The 6,123-nt window shown below is 46.7% G+C and carries 5 protein-coding genes and 1 pseudogene; 4 read left to right on the top strand and 2 right to left on the bottom strand.

Annotated elements, in window-relative coordinates; all coding sequences use genetic code 11:
* The 3 genes and pseudogenes from ACLR2L_RS04970 to ACLR2L_RS04960 form a co-directional block, all read left to right on the top strand.
* Positions 1–104, top strand: a pseudogene (locus ACLR2L_RS04970) (IS30 family transposase); the annotation flags it as partial.
* Between the two features lie 417 nt (positions 105–521).
* Positions 522–2,741, top strand: a complete 2,220-nt coding sequence (locus ACLR2L_RS04965; protein ID WP_413366216.1) for a GspE/PulE family protein — start codon at positions 522–524, stop codon at positions 2,739–2,741.
* Between the two features lie 156 nt (positions 2,742–2,897).
* A complete protein-coding gene (locus ACLR2L_RS04960; RefSeq protein WP_413366214.1) occupies positions 2,898–4,412 on the top strand; it encodes a diguanylate cyclase domain-containing protein in 1,515 nt (504 codons plus the stop codon).
* On the opposite strand, the gene ACLR2L_RS04955 is transcribed toward ACLR2L_RS04960, so the two are convergent.
* Together ACLR2L_RS04955 and ACLR2L_RS04950 are read right to left on the bottom strand one after the other, a co-directional pair.
* Positions 4,402–5,121, bottom strand: a complete 720-nt coding sequence (locus tag ACLR2L_RS04955) for a sugar-binding protein (protein WP_413366220.1) — start codon at positions 5,119–5,121, stop codon at positions 4,402–4,404. The genes ACLR2L_RS04960 and ACLR2L_RS04955 overlap by 11 nt on opposite strands.
* Before the next feature lie 115 nt (positions 5,122–5,236).
* Positions 5,237–5,575: a P-II family nitrogen regulator gene (locus tag ACLR2L_RS04950; RefSeq protein ID WP_413366212.1), complete on the bottom strand. Its 339-nt coding sequence runs from the start codon at positions 5,573–5,575 to the stop codon at positions 5,237–5,239.
* A 156-nt stretch (positions 5,576–5,731) separates the two neighbouring features.
* Here ACLR2L_RS04950 and ACLR2L_RS04945 point away from each other — a divergent pair, with 156 nt between their 5' ends.
* Positions 5,732–6,115, top strand: coding sequence for a hypothetical protein (locus ACLR2L_RS04945; protein ID WP_140958258.1), 384 nt, complete (start codon positions 5,732–5,734; stop codon positions 6,113–6,115).
* The last annotated feature ends 8 nt before the right edge of the window (positions 6,116–6,123 follow it).

The following is a 6,123-nucleotide window of genomic DNA, read 5'->3' as shown; positions in this document are numbered from 1 at the left end:
GCGATATTGAATTCGCTCTATCGCGAATAAATTATCGACCAAGAAAGTGTTTAGGCTTCAAGCAGCCAGCGATTGTATTTAAAGAAATGGCATTGGCTGCTTGATATTGACGAGTGTCGCACTTCGCAGTTGAATTCGGGAGCAAGCCGATTACGTACGGAATCGCAGATTTAATATTAAATACTCCAAATAAACTGTATCTGAATAAATTTTACTGTTCAGTTCGCATTTCCATATTTATCTGAATCAGGACCCGCAAGACAGCACTTAGTACAATGACACATATTTAACTGTAACAATAAGCTGAACCCACAGGCTGATGCAATATTAGGCTACATTTTTGGTAGTATTGCTGTGAACTGAGTATCGGTATATGGTGTCTATGGTTTATTAAGCTTTAATGCGCAGTACCATAATTGTGCTTTGTTATTTTAAGCGTTATTTAAAGTGCTACTCTCCTTCTTTGTCCTGAATATATAAGGGTGTAACAAAAGCCTAAGGCCTACTTGCAGTTGCTAACTATGATAGAAGAAAATAAAAATCCGCGGGTATTTGAAGAAATAAACACCATCCTGGCGAACAACCCTACGCTAATGGATGCATACAAAGATCTCGAACCGCTGATTTTAGGACTGTTCGATGCTCAGCGAATGAGTATTTTCCAGCGTCGGCGCCAGCATCAGGATTTGGTTGCCCGCTTTAAAACCGGCAAAGAAACCCTAGAGATTAAGGTGCCAATCAGTCCGTTGTCGATTGCCGGTTATGTGGCCCTGTCACAGCGTTCTTTGATCATATCAAACCCTTACGACACTGAAGAATTATCGGCCATTCACCCCCGCTTGCGCTTTGCTGATCGCTTCGACAAAAGCAGCGATTTTAAGACCCGTAATATTCTGTGCGTGCCAATACTGAACGCCGGTGTAATGATGGGTGTGATGCAAATTATCAACAAGCAACACGGGCCGTTTACCAACCGCGACATGGCCGTAGCCAAAGAACTTACTGAAATCCTCGGTAACAAATTCCGTTATGAATTGGGTGGTACAAAGAATCCGTTTGATTTACTGCTGCATGAGCAGCTGATCAGTGACAAGGCACTCAGTGACTTGCAGGAATCCAGCACCGATATGCGTCAAACAGTACAGCGCCTTATGTCGGAATACCGTATTAATGAAGCCAAGCTGGGTAACTCGTTATCGATACATTATCAGGTTCCGTTTATTCCTTTTGACCCTGACAAGTTTCATTTATTTCAAAGCGAGAGCAAACTCAACAGCTCCTACCTGAAGCGCAACTTTGTTGCAGTAATAGCCGATGCACGCGACAAGCCTACGGTGTTAATGGCCGAACCCAATAATGCGTCGCTGTTAATGGAAATTGAAAGTGCCCTGGGCATAGACAGCTACGAAATCGCCGTGGGATTACCCAATCATATATTGCAGTATCTGGGCGATTCGGTTGGCGGTGGCGCACCGGGTGAAATGAGTGAGATACTTGATGAAATAGGTAGCTCGGCGGAAGAGTCGGACGAGCACTTTGATGAATTGTCTGACGATGCCCCGGCGGTTGTTCGCCTGGTAAGCCGAATCTTACACGACGCCAAACGCCTTAATGCCTCGGATATACATATTGACCCGGAAAAGAATGGCCCCACACGTGTACGCATGCGGATCGACGGCGTATGCCGCGACATCAACCAGGTTCCGGCTTCACACCACAGTGCGGTAATTGCCCGCATTAAAATCATGTCAAACCTGAACATCGCTGAAAAACGCGTGCCGCAAGACGGCAAGCTGGCATTTCGCATGAGTGGTCAGCTAGTGGAGGTGCGGGTGGCGACCATTCCAACGGTAGCCGGTGAAGGTGTAGTAATGCGTATTCTGGCCTCAGGTGGCGCTATGCCAATAGGTAAAATGAACCTGGCACCTGCGAATATGCAGCGTATAGAGGAAATGATTAAAAAACCTCACGGTATTTTACTGGTGGTGGGACCAACGGGGTCGGGAAAAACCACGACCCTTCACGCCATTCTGGGTTATTTGAATACACCAGAAAAGAAAATCTGGACTGCCGAAGACCCGGTAGAGATTACCCAACCCGGCCTGCAACAAGTTCAGGTTAGCCCCAAGATTGGGTTTACCTTTGCGAATGCCCTTCGGGCGTTTCTGCGGGCCGACCCGGATATCATTCTGATTGGTGAAATGCGTGATAAAGAAACCGCGCACGCTGGTATCGAAGCTTCGCTCACAGGGCACCTTGTATTGTCTACGCTTCACACCAACTCGGCACCTGAAACCATTACCCGTTTATTGGATTTGGGTTTAGATCCGGTGAACTTCTCTGACGCTTGCGTTGGCATTCTGGCGCAGCGCTTAATCAGAACGCTTTGTTCAAACTGTAAGGAAAAATACCTCGCCACTGACACAGATATCGCCTTTATTAAACGCCAGTATGGTGAAGAGTTCATTGGTGAACTAAATCTACCTGAACCTTTGGAGTTATATCGGGCGAAAGGCTGTGAAGAGTGCGGTGATACCGGCTATCGTGGCCGAACAGGTGTGCATGAGTTACTGGGCATGACCCCGGCGCTGCGTTCGATGGTGTACAAAGAAGCCTCCGTAGCCGACATGAAGGCACAAGCGATGAAAGACGGCATGCGAACACTGGTACAGGACGCCATTTTCAAAGTGGTAAAAGGGGATACCGACTTAGCGCAAGTGCAGATTGTAGGTGGTGACTAGGTCACCCCCTTACTGCGTAACTTACACATCAGTGTTGATTGCATACCAATAAGATATTAGTCGTAAAATACGATTAATACATCGGCCAGCTCTTTTCCCGGTCATCCGCAAATCGTACTATAGCTTTTTATCTATAGTGCAATTCACGGATGTAAGATGTGCAGGATGTCGCTGCGACTCATAATGTGTTTGCTTTGTTGGCTACCCGTTAGTGTGCTGGCCCAGTGCATCATTGAAAAGCCGGTTCGCCAAGCTATCACCACGCCGGTTTCGTTGAGTCTCGGGATACTGGAAATTCAGTTGCAATGTAATCTGAATACGCCCCAGGCGCTCAGTTTTCCGCTGGATATTGTCAGTCACCCCAGGGTTTATACCCCGCCTGATGTCTCCATTGTGCCACTCAGTAGCGCAAGAGCCGCCTACTTACTCCCAAGCGGTGACTATACATTTACGTTAACACTGGACGTAGTGCGCCCGAGGCAATTGCCATTGCGAATTGAACCCGTCGCCCGGTTTCAGCAACATAACAGCCTTCACTTACTTACCATTAGTGGCTTTGCCGGACTCTGCATTGCACTGAGTTTATACGTGGGCATATTAGGCCGAAGCTTACGAAACGAGGGCTTTTATGCTTATAGCGCTTACATTCTAAGCGCTGGATTCTTTTTTGTGTTGCAGGAAGGAGTGCTCAAAGTTCTTTTCCCGCTAGCCACATGGTTACACAGCATTGGCTTGAAACTCATATTTGCAGGCTTAACCGTATACACCGCACAGCGCTTTATTAGCCGGCTGCTGGAGTTTAAGTTGTTACTGCGGAGCTGGGAACACGCAATAATTCGATATGCAGGTATCGTTGTTTTAGCACTGGGGGGGATTGCCGCAATAGTGCCTTCGCCACTAAACCAATTCGCCAGCCTGCTGATGGGAAGTCTGACTATTGTTGTAATGCTGGCCCTGGTGGTAGCTACAGTGTATGCCATGGTGCGCAAGATTCATTGTGCTGGCCTGGTGCTGATTGCTCTTCTGTTATTACTAGCCGCAATGGCTTTCAGGGTATATTTCCCTCACGTGAGTGAGTTCCTGCATCGATATGCACTTATTGTTTCCGTTACTATTGAAGCTTTTCTACTGGCCATCGCCGCCTCTGAAAAAGTGAAGCGATTACAGATAGATAAAATCACCGCGTATATGAATGCCGCCAGTGATACGCTTTGCCCGGTATTAAACCGACGAGGCTGGGAAGAAGCGGCCAACCGCTTGCTAAAGCAACACCGTAAGGATGGCGGATTTTTGGTAATGCTGTTTATAGACATGAACGACTTTAAACAGATTAACGATAAATATGGGCACAATGTTGGCGACAACGCACTGATTATTTTAGCCAAAATCCTCAATGCGCAATGCCGTCCACAGGATATTGTTGGGCGACTGGGCGGCGATGAATTTGTCATCATGAGTCATTGCCACAGCCGCAATATTGGCGAACGCATGATTGAACGCATAAAAACCAGGCTGGCTAGCCTGGAACTGCGAATAGACGATATCAATTTGCCGGTTTCCGCCAGTATTGGGGCGCAGATCTTCGACCTGCCCCACACCGATCTATCGATACTCCTGCATCAAACCGACATGCTAATGTACGAACAAAAGCAGCAAAAACTTATGGTTTAAGTACAATTTTGCCGAATACCGATGCGTCGATATATCCCAGGTTTTTGCTGCCGTTAACCGCTTCAACAGCGTGTGAACCCACAAAGTGTTCGCGTTCTTCGCTACCGTCATTGTCGCAATACGCCAACATAAAACCGATCACTTGATCTGCGCTTAATGTTAGTGGCTCACCTGGATTATCTTCGGTAAACGTATCAGGGAATATTTTAATACTCACTTCCCAGGTAATCGCAAATGGTGCTTTGTCTGAACGAGTCCAGCGGCTGTATGCATGATCATTCAGAATAACGTAATTCTGCTTGTCGCCCTTGTTTGGGCCGATGTCCAGCACATTGCCGTCCAGTGCAATGTGATAGGCAAAGGCATTGTAACTGGTTAAGTGATTGCCGCCTGACGCATCGGCATCAATAAAGATTTCCAGACAATCGTCATCCCAGTATTTATCGATTGGATCGGGATGATTGTCCCACAACACGTCATCAACAATTTCAGCCATCAGGAAGAGCTGCCCGTTGTCCCACAACAATTTATAGCGACCTGAAAAATCCTCAGGCGCTGGCATGTCACCCACCATTAACTCTGTCATGGGCAACCACTCAGCTTGTGCCCAAGCAGATTCATTGGCCACGCCATCAATAACCACTGCCGATGCTGCTTTAGACACTTCGATGTCTTTTGCGTACAGTGCTGATGTTGCCAGTGCCGTTATTGCTACACTTTTTACCAGGGTTTCCGAAGTTGCTTTAACTGCGTGTCCTAACTTGCTTAAACTATAAAATGGGTTGTTCAACACCTGATTGTGCTCCTTTTTTGTTATGCTTACCCTATAGGGCGTCCAGGCCTTTTTCACCGGTACGGATGCGAATGGCTTTTTCTACGTCCGCCACAAATATCTTCCCATCGCCCACTTTACCCGTGCGGGCAGTATTGATGATGGCTTCACATACCTGGTCGAGCAAGTTATCTGCTATAACAATTTCCAGTCTCAATTTAGGTACATAGGCCACTTCGTATTCTGCACCCCGGTACAATTCGCTGTGCCCTTTCTGTCGTCCAAAACCATTTACTTCGCTAATGGTTAGCCCGTTTATACCAACCTGAGCAATCGCATCACGCACTTCTTCCAGCCGGAAGGGTTTTATAATTGCTGTGACTTTTTTCATAACAGGATAATACTGGTACTAAATATGCTCAGTCTGTACTATTTATCTCTGATTTACCAACGAATTTACCTAAACGGCACGCTTGGTGCTTGTGAATGTTATTATTCATCGCCATATCGGCTTTACGAAATCAATCAATCCAGTTAGAGGACAATCATGAACAAAGCGCTGTTGTGTTTAGCAGGGATTGCAGCCCTGTTAAGTGGATGCACCACATTACCAACCGACAAAGAAATTGATGAGGCTGATTACGGCAGCTATCCCACTGACTACGAGAATATTGTAAAAACCTACTACAGTTATCACCTCACTCACCCCGACTCAATTGACTATGCCAAAATCAGCAAGCCACGTCGCTATTGGCTAGGTAACGAACTGGATAGCGTTTACTACGGTTATCTGGTGTGTGCGACCGTAAATTACCGCAACATGGTAGGTAAAGACACGGGCTATAACGCCCATGCATTGCTTATCAACAATGGTCTGGTCGTAAAATATGTCGAAGATGGCACCTGGTGGGGTAAACCGCTTTGCGATTAAAGGCATAA

Origin of the sequence: Alteromonas sp. AMM-1 (assembly GCF_047290655.1) — a bacterium.
Classification (GTDB): Bacteria; Pseudomonadota; Gammaproteobacteria; order Enterobacterales; family Alteromonadaceae; genus Alteromonas; species Alteromonas mangrovi.
This window is presented reverse-complemented; position numbering and strand designations above follow the sequence as displayed.